This window comes from Microvirga sesbaniae (assembly GCF_025460805.1).
Taxonomy (GTDB): Bacteria; Pseudomonadota; Alphaproteobacteria; order Rhizobiales; family Beijerinckiaceae; genus Microvirga; species Microvirga sesbaniae.
The window spans coordinates 25,173-41,541 of record NZ_JAMXFJ010000035.1 but is presented as its reverse complement, the minus strand read 5'-3'; the positions used below and the strand labels follow the sequence as shown (position 1 = coordinate 41,541).

General features: G+C 62.4%; 11 protein-coding genes. 7 read left to right on the top strand and 4 right to left on the bottom strand.

Annotated features, from left to right (window positions below):
• Positions 1 to 407 precede the first annotated feature (407 nt).
• The gene (locus OCW50_RS27205; protein WP_262267339.1) at positions 408 to 3,290 is read right to left on the bottom strand and encodes a DEAD/DEAH box helicase; all 2,883 of its coding nucleotides are present in this window, start codon (positions 3,288 to 3,290) and stop codon (positions 408 to 410) included.
• Positions 3,291 to 3,494: 204 nt separating this feature from the next.
• On the opposite strand from OCW50_RS27205, the gene OCW50_RS27200 reads away from it, so the two are divergent.
• The 3 genes from OCW50_RS27200 to OCW50_RS27190 all read left to right on the top strand — a co-directional run bounded on the left by OCW50_RS27200 (position 3,495) and on the right by OCW50_RS27190 (position 5,994).
• Positions 3,495 to 4,148: an SOS response-associated peptidase gene (locus OCW50_RS27200; RefSeq protein ID WP_262267340.1), complete on the top strand. Its 654-nt coding sequence runs from the start codon at positions 3,495 to 3,497 to the stop codon at positions 4,146 to 4,148.
• Positions 4,149 to 4,564: 416 nt separating this feature from the next.
• Positions 4,565 to 4,702, top strand: a complete 138-nt coding sequence (locus OCW50_RS27195; RefSeq protein ID WP_262267341.1) for a hypothetical protein — start codon at positions 4,565 to 4,567, stop codon at positions 4,700 to 4,702.
• 80 nt (positions 4,703 to 4,782) lie between these two features.
• Entirely contained in the window at positions 4,783 to 5,994 is a 1,212-nt protein-coding gene (locus OCW50_RS27190) for a DUF3775 domain-containing protein (RefSeq protein ID WP_262267342.1), read from the top strand.
• Between the two features lie 1,199 nt (positions 5,995 to 7,193).
• Here OCW50_RS27190 and OCW50_RS27185 read toward each other — a convergent pair.
• From OCW50_RS27185 to OCW50_RS27175, 3 genes are read right to left on the bottom strand one after another with little or no spacing between them, the layout of a single operon-like run.
• Positions 7,194 to 8,324: a hypothetical protein gene (locus OCW50_RS27185; RefSeq protein WP_262267343.1), complete on the bottom strand. Its 1,131-nt coding sequence runs from the start codon at positions 8,322 to 8,324 to the stop codon at positions 7,194 to 7,196.
• Positions 8,325 to 8,342: 18 nt separating this feature from the next.
• Positions 8,343 to 10,250 (bottom strand): ORC-CDC6 family AAA ATPase, encoded by a 1,908-nt coding sequence (locus tag OCW50_RS27180; RefSeq protein ID WP_262267344.1) that lies wholly within the window; start codon positions 10,248 to 10,250, stop codon positions 8,343 to 8,345.
• Between the two features lies 1 nt (position 10,251).
• Positions 10,252 to 11,334, bottom strand: coding sequence for a phosphoribosyltransferase-like protein (locus tag OCW50_RS27175; protein ID WP_262267345.1), 1,083 nt, complete (start codon positions 11,332 to 11,334; stop codon positions 10,252 to 10,254).
• Between the two features lie 517 nt (positions 11,335 to 11,851).
• On the opposite strand from OCW50_RS27175, the gene ybiA reads away from it, so the two are divergent.
• From ybiA to OCW50_RS33510, 4 genes are all read left to right on the top strand, one after another.
• A complete protein-coding gene (ybiA, locus tag OCW50_RS27170; RefSeq protein ID WP_262267347.1) occupies positions 11,852 to 12,340 on the top strand; it encodes a riboflavin biosynthesis intermediates N-glycosidase in 489 nt (162 codons plus the stop codon).
• 32 nt (positions 12,341 to 12,372) lie between these two features.
• Positions 12,373 to 14,259 (top strand): hypothetical protein, encoded by a 1,887-nt coding sequence (locus tag OCW50_RS27165; RefSeq protein WP_262267348.1) that lies wholly within the window; start codon positions 12,373 to 12,375, stop codon positions 14,257 to 14,259.
• 37 nt (positions 14,260 to 14,296) lie between these two features.
• The gene (locus OCW50_RS27160; RefSeq protein ID WP_262267349.1) at positions 14,297 to 15,259 is read left to right on the top strand and encodes a PfkB family carbohydrate kinase; all 963 of its coding nucleotides are present in this window, start codon (positions 14,297 to 14,299) and stop codon (positions 15,257 to 15,259) included.
• Between the two features lie 853 nt (positions 15,260 to 16,112).
• Positions 16,113 to 16,334 carry a metallophosphoesterase family protein gene (locus tag OCW50_RS33510; protein ID WP_373371523.1) on the top strand — a complete coding sequence of 74 codons (222 nt, stop codon included), beginning with the start codon at positions 16,113 to 16,115 and terminating at the stop codon, positions 16,332 to 16,334.
• Positions 16,335 to 16,369 lie beyond the last annotated feature (35 nt).

Sequence of the window (16,369 nt, the reverse complement as noted above, 5' to 3'; positions counted from 1 at the left end):
GAACGGAACGAAATGGGCTGAGACATGCGAAAAAGCATGATCGTACTCGGCGGCGGCCTCCCGCCTAAATGCCAGTTCATCGGTCATCTGCAGCGCCCTGCCGCGATGGCCTAGGATAGGCTCCGCGTCGCCGCAAGTACAGGCGCGGGCCGCAAGCGCCTATTAGCAACACCGAGATACTACGTTCCGTTGGGTTCTTACCATCAGCGCTCTAGGTTGGGATTAGCGGCCTACACCGAATGTTAAGCCTGGCCGGTCCAAATTGCCTGCAACGGGCGCGTTGCGTATCAGCCCGAACATTCTCCATAGCCCTAATGCTTGGAGTTGGCCCTGGCCGAGATCCCTTACACTCTCGGCTGGGGCTTTTTCGTTCGATACAGCCGGTTTTATTTGAAGCATGCTGGCTGTCACGAAGCTAGGGATGTCGGCTTCTGGGAGCGCAAGTATGCATCCCGATTCTTCTTGAAGGTTGCTGCCTTCTCCAGATCCTTCAGGACCTTCTTCTGCGCTGGCACCTGTCGCTGGGCGTATCGAGCACAAAGCCGGGGTAGTGAGAACGGGACTGCAATGTCTGTCCGGTTCTTCTGAATGGCGTCCTGGATGAGCTCAACCTGCTCCCCTGGCACGGGCATCCCACCTTCCTCTCCGAGGAGCAGCAAGAGGTTCATCACGGCTGAAGGCATTGCTCTGATGAGTTCCTTCCCGGGCTTCGCAGCGACGATCTCGAGATACTCGGTCCTTGCGAGCGTGATTGTCATCGCTTGGTCCTTGCTCACGGGTCCATCGGCGAGGTCGGTGAGATAGTCCCGGAAACTCTGCTCCCGCGCACGCGCTGCATCGTCATGGCGGCCGAACCCTGCCTTTTGTCGGATCCACTGCTCGCTCGGACCTTTCGGGCCGACCGCCACGATGGAGGACTTGATCAGGCCCTCGGCGAGGCTCGGGCGGAGTTGCTCTTCCTTCTCAGGGTTGTCGATGATGAAGAATCGCACGTTCGTGTTCGCCACGATGGCCTTGATTTCAGGCAGTACGCTCGGGTCGAAGGTCGTGACGGAAAAAGCCGTCGGCTTCCCTCCAAACGCATAGGGATAGAGATCGGCGAACCGCTGGCGCAGCCGGCAGTAGGCGGCGAGAAGATCGCGCCTTTGTGGGGTGAGTTGGTTGGGCCGGTCCAAAACGACCGAGCGGAGGTCAGGCCGCAGGCTGTGAGCACCCGTTGCCCGCTCGACCAGCCGGACAGCTGCAACATTGAGCAACCTGGCAAGCAGTCCTGCCTTGTCCTTGAGGAGATCGATGGCGGCCGACATCTGGGTCGCGTTGGCCGGTGCTGCAAATCCCGTGAGCCACGGGAGTGCGAGAGGCCGTGCCTGCTGAAGGCTCGTGAGGAACCGGCGTTGCTTGTCCGTGGGGCTGGCGCTCTCATAGTCGCCGTCGTGGCGGATGCCAACGAAGGCCACGTACTTGCGGGCCACATCCTGGGTCTTGCAGAGGAAGGCCTGCTGCGCCCCGGTCCGTTCGTCGTGGGTGGCAACCAGCCAGCGCGGGAGATCCGGGGCAGCTTCCTCGTCAAAAAGCCTGAACTCTTTAAGGTCGCAGAACAGCGCCACGCGGCTGGAGTATCTCTTGGTCTCGGAATCGTACCGACGCATTCCGGTCGCCATGAGACCGGCCGCAAAGGGCTTCGGCACCGGAAGGGTGTCCTCGTCGCCAATCTCCATCGTGGGGTCGAGCGGATCGTCGTACTGCTCGCTATCCCCCTCGCCCATGCGGAGGCGGATCTGACGCTGGCGTTCCTCGATCTGCTCACGAAGGCTGGGATCCTTGTCGAACCATGCCTCGAACTGCTCCCGGATCGGGGCGGCCAGCCCGCGGATCTGACGCCGACAGCGCTCCGGATCGTTCCGGCGCATGGCGTCGATGTCGCTGAAGATGCGCAGGATGGAATTGCCGACGTCGACGAAGACTTGGTGCGTCTTCCCAGACGCCTTATGAGCCCGTTCTCCTCGCCCACTGATCTGCTTCACCGGGCCGATGGATCGCTCCTGACAGGCCAGGATATTGAGGTCGGTCTGTGGAACATCGGTACCGACGCCTAGAGCATTCACGTTGACCAGAATGTCGAAGCCGCCGGCACGGGCCGCATCGAGGAGATCGTCGCGCTTGATCTTGCGACCTGGCTCCTCGCCGTCCTTCAACCCTACCTCGGTGCCGTTGCGCCAGACGCGGATTTCCCCGGCCACGACAAAGGCCACGCGGGGCTTCTCTCCTTCCCTACGATGACCGGAAGGGAGGCATTCTTGAGCCAGATAGCCGGAGAGCTCCTTGGCGAACTCGACGCTGTCGCAATGGATCATCGCCAGGGTGGCACTGGCCGCACGCTTCGCCCAGATCCTGGCGACGGCGGCTACGATGAGGGCAGCAATCGCCTTGTCACCCTCACTCGCACCTTCCTTGAAGAACCGCGAGAACGCCTGCTGGGAGGCTTGATCCACTGACTTGTTCTCGGCCAGCAGTGCGAGGAAGGCGCTCTCGATGAGCCGGACGGCGTCGGTGCCGAGATGAGCCTCGAATTCTCCTGTAGCGATATCGAACCTGGTGGGAACCGTGCGGCCCGTCGCCAGGACCTCGTCATAGGTGGCAACGTCGATCAGGTCGTGCTCGATGCTGGCACCGAAGGCATCCAACGGATCCTTGCCGTCGGTCCGGAATGGTGTGGCGGTCAAAACAATGCCGGAGCCACCAGCATGGGCAACGCGGGAGAGCACCTTTGCGAGCTCATCTGCCGCAGCCTTGTGCCCCTCGTCGATAAGGACCACCCCTCCCCTTTTGCCGAAGCGGTCGAGGGAGCGCAGGAATTCCTCGTCATCGAGCTTGTTGACGAGAGACATGTTGGTGGCGGGGATCACATTTGCGTCGAGTGAATTCCGAATCATCGGACCGTCGCCGATAACCTCATTCTTGGCGACGTAGAACGCGGTCTGGGCCCCTCTGACAGCCGGAACGCTCTGGAATTGGGCATAGTTCTGGCGCAGCAGGGAAACATCGGGATGGAGAACAAGGATCGGCTTCCCCAGATCGATCGCGTCTTCGGCGGCGCCAGCCGCCAGAAGACTCTTGCCGCTGCCAGTAGGTGCAAGCACCGCACCTGAGCGTCCCCGTCGAATGGCCTCACGAACGGATGCTGCGATCCTAGCCTGATAGGGCTCAGCCTGCTTGTCACCGATCCGCCGGCCGGATTCCGAAACGGAGATTTGAGGCAAGGATTCCGCAGGGTTGGAGTTTGGCCGCATCGGTCAAGGATCTGAAAACAATGGAAAACGAGTGAAGTGGCGGACCGAAAATGCGTCATGATTCGCAAATCAAAACGCGGTCTGCCGATTGCAGTGATTATACCCTGAAGGGTTGCGCGGGGCAGCGCTTATTGTCACGTTGGGCGCAGACAAATGCTCCTGGATGAAACGAACGCCCGGATGCCAAGACGGAAGGTTCCACCCGTGTGCAATCTCTATAGCTCGTACGCAACACAGGCCTCGATGCGGCAGGCCTTCGATGTTACCCGCGATAGCGCAGGCAACCTCCCTCCCCTGCCGGCGATCTTCCCGGACCAGATGGCGCCGGTCATCAGAAATCATGGTGGCGAGCGCGAGCTGATCCAGATGCGCTGGGGGTTCCCTCCTCCGCCGAAGGTCGGCAATCATCCGGTGACGAACGTGCGCAATGTTGGCTCGCCGTTCTGGCGTGCCTGGCTCAAGCCGCAGTACCGGGCCCTTGTGCCCCTGACGTCCTTCTCAGAATACAAGGATACCCGTCCCCGTAAGACACCCGTTTGGTTCGCCCTGAATGAAGAGCGCCCCCTTGCCGCATTTGCTGGCATTTGGCGGCCGTGGACCGGCGTACGTGGAACGAAGGCTGATCCTGTCGAAGGTGAACACCTGCTCTATTCATTTCTGACATCGGAGCCGAATGGCGTAGTGGGGCCGATCCATCCGAAAGCGATGCCGGTCATCCTCACCACGCCTAAAGAATATGACATCTGGCTCAATGCTCCGACTGAAGAGGCCCTGAAACTTCAGAGACCGCTCCCCGATGACATGCTGCAAATTGTTGCGGAGGGGGAGAGATCAGACCAAGCGAAGGTGCCGGTTTGAACGGTCACCGTCACAGCCGGAGCGTGGGGCGCTACCATCGCCCTCGGAATTCAGTCCGACGAACAAGCCTATGAGGTAAAATCGCAAGTAGCAGTTTGGCAAACAAACGACACTCTGAACAATGCAATCTAGCCCACGCAACTTTCCTGCAGCGCATTAACCATAAGCTTTGACATTGTTAGTCTTAAGTTTGTGCGGGCGAGATAAGCATTCCTCAACCAATACGCCGTACCTTCCCACGCGCTATTTATCCATTTTCCTGGTATAGCAACAAACTTCACGGCCACTGGCAACAGCGGCCGTTTTTCATATCGGGGTGCTTGAAGCAAAGGTCGGGCCAACAGGGTTGCCGCGCTTACAACCTGAGAGACCCGAATTGACTCTCGCCTGTTATCAGGGAGCTTGTAACGTCAGACATGTCTACCGAGATCGCGCAAGCCGTGTTCGAGGATCTCCGCGCCCGTGGCGTGCACGTCGGCACCGTCACGGTCGGGACCTATGTGAAGCCAAGCTCACCCGAGGCCGTCGCGGCGCTTCAGAACCAGCTGCCCTAGCGCTGGACCTGAGGGACGGCGTACCCCTAGCGCCGCCCGCATCACTTGAAGCGACTGGCCGGTCGCGCTAGGTCTCACGAATGGCTGATACCCGCACGAAACCCAAGTCCATTGACCCGTTCTTCGAGGTAATCGCCGACGGCGAGTGGAACGCGTGCGTTGGCGTTCAAGGCAACGCTCTGAACTATGTCGACGGTTACCTGGAAGCTGCCCGCGAGCTGATCGCCGCGGTCATCGACAAGCGCCTTTTCGCGAGCCGCGACACGCTAGCGATGCCGATCCTCTACAACTGCCGCCACGCGCTGGAGCTGTCGCTCAAGTTCGCGATTGACCGGCTGCACCGGATTGAGATGATCGCGGCCACCCATCCCGTGAACCACGACATCCACTCGCACTGGCAGCACCTGCGCAGTGCAGGCGTCGGCGATGCCCAGCTTGTTCGGATTATTGGCGAGCTCGAGCCGTTCGTGACCAGCCTGGCTGGGATCGACGAGGATGGCCAGGAATTGCGTTACGCGACCAATCGCGACGGCGGAAAAAGCCTGGGCGGCATCGCGATCGTCAACCTGCCGCTGATTCGGCACAGCATCGACGCGATGAGCGCCATACTTGAGCGCCTGAAGAACCGGCTCTTCGATCTCGAGGACGAGCGGCCGACTGGGACGCATACTAAAGAGTGCTCGCGCGCCGATCTCGAGGAGATCGCGCGCGTGCTAGGCGACCACGCGACGTGGTGCGAACCGAGCTTCGATGAGAAGAAGCGGCAGGTCATGGAGCGTTTCGGGCTCGGGAGCCGCAAGTTCTCTGCGGCCGTTGATGCGATCCGCCGGTCGCGCCCGCTCGCCGCCATGGTTGGTCTCGAATCCGAACTGCGCTACCTTAGCGACGACAAGGCGATCGCTGCGCTTGAACTGTGGGCCAAGGCGCACCCCGTGAAGGTCTACGATCCCGAGGATCTCGGCATGGACTACTTCGATCGCGACTGGGACAAGTTTCGAGAGGAGGCGCGGATCGCGCACGAACTATACCAAGCCGTTCTTGAGCTTCTCACGGTCGAAGAGCTCGCTGACCTGCAGGTCCTGTTCTACATCGGCCGCGACCGGATCAAGGGCGAGCACTACGACGACCATCTTGAGCGCACGATTGCGGAGCACCAGGCTGCCAAAACGCTCTGGGAGGGCGTCCATCACCTCATGTCGAAAACCAGCCTGCTCGATGCCGCAGTCGATGGTGCCGCCACTGTTGGACGGCCAAGCTTGGGCGCAAAAATCCGCGCCATTCGCCTGAGATGAGAGTATTGCGCGTCGCTAGGCTCGCACTGCGCCCGGTTATTAGACTTTTTGTCTCGCCCCAGCGCACTTGCGGTAAGCAGTCGTGTGAGGGCACAACTCTGCCCACCGGCAGCCTCTCGGATCAGTTCAAGCCGTGATCACTGGGAGCTATTCTCACCGTGAGCACGGGTGATGGAGCGGTGCCGAGATGAGCGAGAGAAAGTACCTGACAGCTGAAGAAGTGTCCGAGCGTTATCGCGGCGAGATCAGGGTCGGCAACGCTCCGAAATTGGCGCGATGCGTGTCGGTCCTAGCTTTGTGAATCGGGAAAGCGGCGATCTATCCGCTTGACCAGCTCGATGCGTAGGACGAGACGAACTTGGTGGTCTGCCGTGCGTCACGACGACTCACGATGAGCGAGCAGGACTGAGCGTGATGATTACGGGGCAGCACGATCTGCCGATCTCAGCAACCGCTCCCAGCGATATCGCCGATCAAGAGAAACTGATGCTTTCTCAACGCGGTACCTCCTAAGACTGTGCTGTTCCATAATCAGCCTCCGGAAAACTCGGCGCGGTTCATCTGCTGGTGAACGGCGGGGGTGGTGCGGGCTTGGGGATGAAGGGACAGCATCAGATCTTCCACTAGGCACGCGGTGGGCGCCGCGAGCCATCGAAGCGCCAAGTATATTCCTCAGTCGCCCAACGCACCGGTCCCAACAACGTTCCGCCACCAAACAGCTAAACACTTAGCCCGTCGATTGTCCGTCCTCAAGATCTGGGAAGCTCCCGAGGACAGGGGCTTTGAGCCATTCTCCGACGACAGCTTCGTGCGGCGGATGAGGATACGCATGGAGAACGGAGGCTACGACGAGGGAGATCTTCAGGGATTGTTGCGCCGTGACCAGGGGGTTGACTTGGCGACAATGGTCCGGGTTTGGCCGAGACTTACGTCTTCCCGGTCTAACTCACCAAGGAGGAGCATGCCCTGTTGGACGACAAGCACGAGCGGGAGCGGGGTCTCTATTAGGCCCACCGCTCGGCGATCCAGGCAGATGCCGCGTTAAGCGGCCCGCCAACGCCTTAGCGAGCAGGTTATTGCGGATGATGATGCCTGACGTCACGCACCCCAAGGCCCCCACCATGACCAGCAAGGATAAACCTGCCATCGGCGTTGATCGCTTGGCGGCTCAGGTCGGGCAAGCGTCGAGCGGCAGCCGCTCAGTCCATCCGGTAGCACTCGCCAGCAAGCCACAACGAAACCGGCACGCCATGGTCGTCCGCGCTCAGCGAACCGGCCTCGTAGCGCCTCGTCTCGACGTAGGCGAGCCCCGCCCTCACCTGGTCCTGGTTCCCAGTCAACCGCTTCTCAAAGCAGGCCAGCAGGGCACCGACGGACAGTCCCTTACTGGACAGGGGGGAGAGCACGAAGCGGACACCGCCGACAAGTGCAAGGCTCTCCTCGTAGCGCTGCATGGCACCAAGAAGGCTTCGGTACAGCTGGAACGGATTGTCCTCCGTGGCATACAAAATGTCACGGGGATCGACCTCGAAACGCTCGAACAGCTGCTCGCCGACCTCATGCATGATGTTGTCCGCCCGGTGCGGGTCGGCGGTCTGGGCCGGCAGCACAGGGCAGACGTCCTCAGGCACAACATGATCGGCAATTCGCGCAAGGATTTCAGCGTTGCCCTCGCCGAGCACCGGAAACCAGACCGTCGGCCATGCCTCCGTTGCCTCTTCGTCGAGGCGAATGGACAGGTTGTGGATTGGAGCAAGGTCCGGCTCCAGCTCCTTTTTCTGAATGCGGCTGTCGATGCCTGCGGCCTCTGCGTAGACCACATGCAGGTTCGTCGATGCCCCAAGCGGCCATTCGGCGTCCTTGTCGACAAGCCAAGTCAACAGCGTGTTCAAGATCGTCAAGTAGATGATCCGAGGCAGCGAACTGATGTCGAGAACGATGTCCGTGTACCCGGAGAAGCTCCGGACGTCCCCGAGCATGAGCGCCGTGTTGCGCGATACGCTGCGTATACCGTCCTGATCGTTCGGCTCCAAGCGCCGGACATCGAGACTTCCGCCTGGGAACAATGCATTGAGGCCGGTTTGGTTGACGTCACGGAATGCCCCTGCCGCCTCGTCGGCGGTGAAGCCGTCTTGGAAATCGATGGCGATACAGTGGCGCTCCGCGTTGGGCTTGGCGGCGACGATCTTCTGCAAGGGGCCGAGGACGCGGGGGTCGAAACCAACCCCTACGATGAACAGAAGCTTGCGCGGTCGCGCGAGATGTTCCGACCAGAAGCCGTCAAATCCCGGCCCCACGAACCGGCTGTAGGGATTCCACCACCTCGTCATCGTGCAAAGCCTCCCGCCTCAGGTCAGGCTGAGACGGCCGACGGCCTGCGGAAGCGAGCCCCGGCACCACTCGGCGAGCCTGCGCAGCGACACGCGCTGCCAGCCTCCCATGTGGTAGACCAGATCGAAGCGGGCGCACAAGGTACGGTTCAGATAGAACACCGTGAACTCGCGGTTGTCATGGCGAATATCCCGCATATCGAACACGTTCTGCGCGACGCATGAGGTCAGCACCGCGGCCAGATCGGTGTAGATCGATAGGGACGGCTTCTTGCCCAAGGCTGCATCAGCCAGCATGATTCGGTCTTCCGCGCTCAAACCGAAGCCCGTGACCCCAGGTGCGTAGGGAGCGTTCGGCTCGTAGGTGCGCTCCCGCGACATCGTGCCAACTGCCTCAACGAGCTTTTGGGCCATCTCGCCGTGACGGACACTCCTGGACAGTTCGGCAAAGCGCCGTTCAGCGAGCTTGCGCACCGCGGCCTCCTGGTCAGCAGCCGAGACGGCCGTGGGGCGTCGGCTGCGGACCACCCGCGAAGCGTGGATAAGGTCGTAGAGCGCCGCGCAGATCTGCAGAAACTCCTCGACATTGTACGAGGCGAGGCGAACGATGCGCTCGATGCCGTAATAGTATGGCACTCCAAACCGCTGCGCCACAAAACGCTCTGCGGCCTGCGCGACGCCAGACGCGTTCAGGTCGCTGTCCGGGAGCGGCTCCAGGTCGAACGATCGTTGCGGCTTGTTGCGGTCACGGGCGATCAGGATGCCCACGCGTGCCCAGTCGATCGCCTCCTGCGCCGAGGTCGCGTGATCGCTTTCCGCAACCATGCGCACCCAGTAATCATACCGGTTCGTCGCCGCCGCCCGTTCTGACATCTCCTTGCGCAGTTCCTTCACAGCGGCGGTGATGCGGGCCTGGATCTTCTGGTCGGAGAGGTCACTCGCCAAGGAGGCCGCGAATTGGAGATCGTCGCCGACCTGGCGCAGGCGGCGGTCGGCGATCGCGGTCGCGAAGGCCTGGAACCGCTTCGACTTGTCGCTCCAGGCCCTCTCAAGCTGGATGACACGGTAGTCCCTGTTACTGCGGCTTGCGCTCAGCACCTCCTGTGGATCAAGCGCCTTGGTCTGTTCGGCCAGCCAAACCATGACGGCCGTGCGGTGCTCCATGCACTCCGCGAACAGGATCTCGCGCTGCCATGGCCGCAAACGCTGGACATCGTCGAACATCAGGAGGGGACGGTGGGCCAGCGGGGCGCCGTCCAGGCAGAAGCGGGATTGGGCAAGCCACCGAATCGCGTCGATGCCCGGGTGCGCCGGAAGGCCCCCGCGCGGCTCGCCCACGCTGAGAGTGTCGAGGTGCCGCAGGCAGAGAGCCTCGGTCTGCTCGGCCCACGCCCGCAGATCGGTGGCGGACGCCTCCTGGGGCACCGCCCCTTGATCGAACAGTCCCGGCTCCGTCTCGATTTGCAGACGTCCAAGGCCGCTCGGGTAGTCAAGGTCGGACAAGGCGCAGACCGCGCGTAAGGTCCGCAGCACGATGCGGGCGTTGAGAAGGGCGCGGAACAGGCCACGGGAGAGCTCCTCCGGCAGAGGCGGCCCGATCTCCGCGTAGCCGCTGCTGGACGACAGATAAATGCCAAGGATCCCAGGACCAGTCCTGTCGAAGGTGCCCAGCGCGTCGAGCTGGCTGTAGATCTCGTCGTATGGAGGATTCTTCCGGTTGCGGGCGACCTGCAGCAGAGGCCCGGGCGTGAACATCCGCAGCAGCGACGTCTTGCCCCCTCCAGGGGCACTCCTGATGACCAGGGCTCCCGGCACGAAGACATCGTCCGGCAGGATCTGAAGCGCATCCGCGGCAAAATAGCGGGTGAAGGTATCGTCCGGCGAGGATTGCTCCGATGTGCGGAGCGCAAAGGCGTTGCGGGTCACGTCAGATGTCCTTGTGCCGGGTCACTCGTGGGAACAGGCCATGCACAGCTTCCGGCTCGTTCGCCCACAGGAGATAGACGGAATTGTTTGGCGTATTATGAACGAGAACCACGGGCAATGCGCAGCCCGCGTAACCCAGCCTCATGTCGTCGGTGCGGCCCTTCTTCTCGTGGGAGTCCATTGGCCGCGTCCGATAGTATCCCTCCCCTCTGATGAGGCGTAGGAATTCGGCATCCTCGGGGTGCTGGTCGCTCACCGCCACCTGTCCGGACAGCGTGTACACGGCCGCGGCCTTAGGCACCGGCCCGACCGGGTTCTCGGCGGCGAAGCGGGCCAAGTGATCCCCGATATGGACCAGGGCCCCGGTCGTTGCGATGTACAGGATAATATGGATCTCCCGGTCGGGCGTGACCAGCTCGGACGGGATCTCATTGACCGCCTTCTGGATCTTGCCGGTCCAATTGCCATCGTCCTTCCGAATGTAGCTTGTGCCGCTGGCTGTGAAGTCGTCGATCAGGAAGATGGTTTCGAAGCGCGCATCGGGACCCTCTTCCTTCTGCAGGTCCTTGAGGAAGCGTTTCGCCTTGGGATCGCCAACCTCGTAGGCCTGCCATACCTGCTCATTGCTCAGGCCCGCCGCGCGGCGGAAGATATCCATGCGCGCGCCGTCGCTCAGGCCCAGGAACAGGCTTCGACGCCGGACACTCTGGTACTCGGGGCTGTGCATGACCTTGAGAAGGCGGTGCGGTGCGCAGTTCGGGATCCGCCCAGCCGCCTTCCTGAGCAGAATCGGCTGCACTACGTCAGGGAACGCGGATTCGATCAGCTGGCGCATCTCTTGGGTCGAGATGAACACCAACCGCCTTTTGACCCAGGCGTACGCCGCCTCGCGCTCCTCAAGGGTTTTGAATTGCCACAACCAAAGCCCGAGGCTTTCGATAAATTTGCGCCCCGGCAGGAACTGCTGGTACTCGTCGTACTTGAGCCGCGCCATGCGATCGAGCACAGGCCACTCCTCGCCGAGCCGCCCGACGTCCCACCGCATGACTTCCGCGAGCATCCGCTCGGCGAGCGCCTGTTTCATTGCCTACACACGTGTGCGGGCCGGCCATGACTGCCCTGTGGCAGCGACTCGCCCGGTCTTGCTGACTATGGGAGTTCCGGGCGCATCGCGGCCCGACGGATTTCGGCCACCACTCTAATGATCTGCGCGAGGCGTTCAAGCCCTTCGAGCGTGCCCCCGGACGCGTCACGGAGCAGCCCGCGCAGGGCATCGAGCTCGTCAGCGGAGCCCTCCGCCGGTCTCCGCCGCTCCCGCGTTTTTGCATAAGCCCACAATTTTTGCATAGTGGGGGTCCACGCTGGCCGCGGGCTGGTCAGAGCCCGATGCACGCTGGATTGATTGACTCCCACGAGGGTAGCGAGCCCCTGATCCGAAAGGCGCATTTCTTCCTTCACTGCACGGATACGCGCAACCGCGCGATCCGCCCCTTTCACCTTGCTCCTGGGTCGTCCGGGCCTGCGCCGCACCGCTTGATCCTTTCCAATTTATTGCATATACATTTATTGCACAAATTGAGTTAAGGGCAAGGGGTGTCCCAATGGACGAGATTCGCTTTTACCGGGCCAGCGAGCGGCCGTATGGCGTGTTCAGCAATCTCTATCGACGGACGATGGAGTTCGAGGGCCGGACGTTCCCGACCGCCGAGCACGCTTACCAGTTCGGAAAGGCCCGCCGGCCCGAGGTCCGCGAGTGGCTTATGGCCGCGCCCAGCCCGGCGCTCCTCGCCATGGCCGCGCACGGCCTCTATTATTGGGACGTGGCGCCGAATTGGTCGCGGACCAAGGTGGACCGCATGCGTGCCGTGCTGCGGGCGAAATTCTCACAGCATAGGGACCTCCACGATATTCTTCTCTCGACCGGGGCCGCTCGGCTGATAGAGTCCGCCACCGTTGACTCGCCCGTCAACCGGTTCTGGGGCGAGGTCAACGGCCAAGGCCAGAACACGCTTGGGCGCCTCCTGGAAGAGATCCGGGAGGAGCTGCGTCCGGCCTACAGCACTCCCTCCAGGACCGTGGCAAATGCGTAGATTCCGTGCAGCGAACCGTTTTTGACGCAAAATTGGAAACCCTGCCGCTCACGTGGCGCAAGGCAATGGAGCAGGATGTCTCAAGCCTGAGCCAGGATCTCGCGCTCAGCGGCGTCGCCGATGTCCTGGCGGTAGGATCAGGCGGATCCTACATCACCGCCCTCCTTATCGCCGACGCCGCACGTCGGGTGGGCGGGCGCGCGGCGGAGGCCGTGACCCCCCTTGAGATCGCTGCGATGCCGGAGCGGGCCCAGGGCCGCCATGTCTGGGTTGTCAGCGCCGGCGGGGCCAATGCCGATGTTGCCGCTGCCTTGGAGGCTGCCGCCCAGGTCGAGCCGGCCCGCATCTCGGTCCTCACCAACCGGGCCGGGACCGCCTTGACAGCGCGCGCGGCCGACCTTGCGCGAACCTGCCTGCACCTCTTCGAGCCTTGGGAGCCCAAAGACGGTTTTCTGGCGACGCACAGCCTCCTCATGAACGCTGTGCTCGTTGCCCGCGCCCTTGACCCGGACGCCGTGCCGGGCACCATGGAGGAGATCGTCCCGAAGGCGGGCGTAGACATTCTGCTCCACGACCCGACGGGGGATGCACTACGACGGTCGACGGCCATCATCGCCTACGATCCACTGCTCAAGCCCGCCGCCTCCGTCCTGGAAACAAACCTGTGGGAAGCTGCGCTGTGCAACGCGCAGCTCGTTGACCTGCGGAATTTCGCCCATGGCCGGCATGTGTGGCTTCACCGCCGCGCCGCCGAGACAGTCCTGATCGGCTTTGTGTCGCCTACGGGCGAGCCGCTCTGGACGACGATCGAGGCCGCGGTTCCCGCCGCCATCCCACGGGTGAAGGTGCAGATCGATTCCGCTCGTCCCGGTGGGCCAATCTCGGCCCTCCTCGCGGCCTACGAGCTCACCCGCGGGATCGGACAGGCGCAAGGCGTCGACCCGGGTCGGCCCGGTGTCGCGGAATTTGGACGGGCTCTCTACGACGCACAGGACCTCGCGCGGGTGCGGCCCGCGCTGGAGCCTCCCCCGGTGCGGCGCAAGGCGCAGGCATCCCGGGACGCGGGAGTCCCGGTCGCGACCACGAAGCCCATCGCCGCCGCGGCCGCAGCGTTCATGTCGGCGCTTGCCGACACGCCCATCGATAGCTTGGTTCTCGATTACGACGGAACGTGCGTCTGGACCGGGCATGCGGGCACCCCGCCCGGTCCTGGCATCGTAAACGCCCTCGTCCACCTGCTCGACCGCGGCTTGCGGATCGGCTTCGCAACAGGCCGTGGAGGTTCCATCGCGGAGGAACTCCAGAGCGTCCTGCCCGAACGGCATTGGCCGGCGATCACGATCGGATATTACAATGGCGGCCATATCGGCACGTTGGCGGTTCCGCCCGCCAACGGAAACCTGCCGGCTGATCCATCGCTAGCCGCTTTTGCGCGCGCCCTCGCCGACGATGAGGAAATCGCCCGGTGGTTGGATCGCCTGGGCGAGAAGCCATATCAACTGTCCCTCGTTCCGCGCCGGCCCGTTAGCCCCGTCGCCTTGCGAAGGCTGCTGGCTCAACGAGTCGACGCGGGGAGGCTGCCCAACCGAAGAATGCTGTGCTCGGGTCACACAGTTGATGTGCTCGCCGAGGGGGTCTCGAAACTGAACCTTTTGGCCACGCTGCGAAGCCAAAGGGTGGATCCTCAGGCGCAAAGCCTATGCATCGGCGACTCGGGAGGCTGGCCGGGAAACGACTTTGAGCTTCTGTCCGCTCCGCTCTCCCTCAGTGTGGATCGGGTATCCCCGGACTTGGCGACGTGCTGGAACTTGCTTCCGGGAGGGTGCTCCGGCCCTGACGGTTTGCTGTTTTATCTCGCCGCGCTGTCGCAGAGTGGCGACAGTTGGCGTTTCCAACCGGAATTGCTTCCGTCCCGCTGATCCGCGATCCTGACACTGTCCAAAGCCGGTGCCCGTTATGACACACGCTCGCCATCCCTTGCTGGTTGCCACGGGCTTCGTGGCCCTCGACCGGATCTTCAGCCCGGACGGGAAGCCTGCGTTCAGTGCCCTCGGCGGGAGCAGCGGCAACGTCCTTGCGAACGCGGCCGCCCTTGGCGCGCGCACCCTAGGCCTCTATCGCATCGGAGCCGATGTCCCCGGCCGGCAGGTCCGAGTCGAGATGGAAGGATTGGGCTGCGACGTGTCGATGGTGCGCGCCGACCCCGGCATCGTGACGCCCGTGATCGAGCACCTCGTCGCGCGCGAAGACGGTGGCGCCCCTGGGCATCATGAGTTTCGCCGGGTCGATCCCCTGACCGGAACCTCGTTGGGCCGGTGGTCCAGCATCGAAGCCTCCGACGTCGAGCGCCTCATTCGCTATGCTGTCCCTCCTCAAGTGATGTACTTCGACCGTGTGTCCGCCCCTATTCTCCATGCTGCCACATGGGCTCGCGAACAGGGTACCCTCATCATCTTCGAGCCATCCGCCATCCGGGACCCTGACCTTTTCCGGCAGGCGATGGAACTCGCGCACATTGTGAAAATCTCAGCCGAGCGGATGGCGGAGATCGTCGCAGGTGCCTTGCCGCCGGCGTCAACCATGATCATCACCTTGGGCGCACGCGGCCTGCAGTTCCGGCTATCCCCGGACGATGACTGGATCTCCCTTCCGGCTGTCGACGCTCGGTCAGTGATCGACACGGCGGGAGCGGGCGATATGGTCACAGCAGCGCTGATCTGGCAAATCCTGGATCACGGCTGGCAGGTAGACGGGTCCGTGCTCTCTGGAACACTGCGTCTTGGCCAGGAATTGGCGGCTCTCAATTGCGAGTACATCGGCGCCCGAGGGCTGATTCACGCTCTTGGAGCCGACCCGTTCCGCGCGCTTGCCCAGCGGCTGCGGTCTGCCGGCACCACACACCTCGCCTCTTCGACATAGCAGGGCAGCGCCACGATTTCACCCCGACAACCACGATCACGGCTTAAATAGCACGATGTGGTTGTCAGAGTTGCGGCGCACCACCTCCAGCGCGGGACCGGACCACACATCGAGGCGACGGGCATAGGCCGCCAGGAAGCGCTCGCCCGGAACAGCTTCGTGATCGCGAGGTAGATCCCCATCTCAGTGGTGGCCGGCAAGCCCTCCCTTGGCCAGGCAGCCGTCGCGCACGAGCATACAATCGTGCGCTCCACGATCGCCCGTATAATGGCGCCGAAAATCGCTGTCTGGGGGAGATTCCGACAGGCTTGAGGTTGCAGGTGTTGGCGGTGGAACGCGGAAGGCGACTTCAACGTGGTTGCGGTCGATCTTGGTCCGTCGCACCACAGTTCGGATCAGGGCCTGCTTGCCGGCAAAGCCCAACTCGTCCAACCTGAACGGAGAAATCCAATTGTGCAAACTTCTCCCGCGGAGGCCTCCTTGTATATGGCTGATAGACAGCGCCATCATGGCACAGTGCTGCTGTCGAGGGGGCGTCCACCTCATCGGGGTGCTCAGCGCACCTACGGCACTTCATGATTGGCAGAAGCTCAGAGCTTGCTTTGCTCCTCTCCGGACGCGGCGGGCGCTCGCACGCTTGGACAGCTTGCGCGGGAGGACGAGGCTCCCTTTCAAAAAGCTCGCGCCGTTGCCAGTGCCGGTAACCACAAACCCCATGAAGCAGGGCAGGACTGCCGTATCGATTTCAGCTAAGGCCGCTTATCATGAAACGCAGAGGCTTTGCTGCCCAGCGAAGTAAAGGTAAGCGTGGTGCAGTCTTGTCAGGTCCCGCCTTATTTGCTCAGTGGTAGCTGTGAAGATTGCAGCCATCGCGGATATTCATGGGAAACACGCTGCTTTGGAGGCCGTGCTGGCGCATATCGCTCAGCAAAGCCCTGATCTGATCGTCAATCTTGGAGATACCGTCTTCGGGCCGTTGCAGCCCTCAGCGACGGCCGAACGGCTCATGAGCCTCGGATTGCCGACCGTACGCGGCAATCATGAGCGTCAGCTTCTCACCATATCGCAGGATTAAATGGGGCCCTCGGACCTTTTTGCTGCCCAGAACTT

Bases quoted from the DNA above. Each gene is read 5' to 3' on its own strand.
- ybiA (WP_262267347.1), top strand. From the start codon at position 11,852: ATGGACGAGATTCGCTTTTACCGGGCCAGCGAGCGGCCGTATGGCGTG.
- OCW50_RS27160 (WP_262267349.1), top strand. From the start codon at position 14,297: ATGACACACGCTCGCCATCCCTTGCTGGTTGCCACGGGCTTCGTGGCC.
- OCW50_RS27195 (WP_262267341.1), top strand. From the start codon at position 4,565: ATGTCTACCGAGATCGCGCAAGCCGTGTTCGAGGATCTCCGCGCCCGT.
- OCW50_RS27190 (WP_262267342.1), top strand. From the start codon at position 4,783: ATGGCTGATACCCGCACGAAACCCAAGTCCATTGACCCGTTCTTCGAG.
- OCW50_RS27185 (WP_262267343.1), bottom strand. From the start codon at position 8,324: ATGACGAGGTGGTGGAATCCCTACAGCCGGTTCGTGGGGCCGGGATTT.
- OCW50_RS27175 (WP_262267345.1), bottom strand. From the start codon at position 11,334: ATGAAACAGGCGCTCGCCGAGCGGATGCTCGCGGAAGTCATGCGGTGG.
- OCW50_RS27205 (WP_262267339.1), bottom strand. From the start codon at position 3,290: ATGCGGCCAAACTCCAACCCTGCGGAATCCTTGCCTCAAATCTCCGTT.